General features: G+C 46.5%; 1 protein-coding gene and 1 pseudogene. Both read right to left on the bottom strand.

Annotated elements, in window-relative coordinates; genetic code table 11:
- Window positions 1–290, bottom strand: a 290-nt coding sequence (ccsA, locus tag ACP45E_RS18815) for a cytochrome c biogenesis protein (protein ID WP_241824342.1), incomplete at its 3' end; no start/stop codon positions are given.
- Between the two features lie 69 nt (window positions 291–359).
- A pseudogene (locus ACP45E_RS18810) lies at window positions 360–458 on the bottom strand (heme exporter protein CcmB); the annotation flags it as partial.

Below are 458 nucleotides of genomic sequence, written 5' to 3'. Positions count from 1 at the left end.
GCCATAGCAGAAACGGCCATACTGGATAAACGCACTTGCCAAACAAGGCCAATAAAGGCCGCAGTCGCCATCGACATATATGCGCCCATCGACCAAATCGCCGACGGTACGTGGATATAGATAATTCTGAAACTGTTGCCTTGTTGATAATCAGACGGTGCGAACACCAAACCCCAAATGGTACCTACCGACAGACACAATAGCGCCAGTGCCGCAAACCAGGGCATCAACTTACCACACAACTGATAAGAGGTTTCAGGCCTTGCATAAGGATGAAGCCATTTCCACATTGTCTTTCTCACTCTAACTTCGTTAAGACGAACTTGATGTCCGTTCTATAATTTATACTCGTCATTTCTTTAATGGACGCTAACGCGAAGTGCCACACTAATGGCAAACGGAGTCATTGTCATCGATCCCGCTAACATGGCCCCTAAAATAGCCAACTGGCCATTATA

The organism is Vibrio genomosp. F10 str. 9ZD137 (assembly GCF_049974785.1).
Classification (GTDB): Bacteria; Pseudomonadota; Gammaproteobacteria; order Enterobacterales; family Vibrionaceae; genus Vibrio.
The sequence above is the reverse complement of the archived record's forward strand: the minus strand, read 5'-3'. Positions and strand labels throughout refer to the sequence as shown.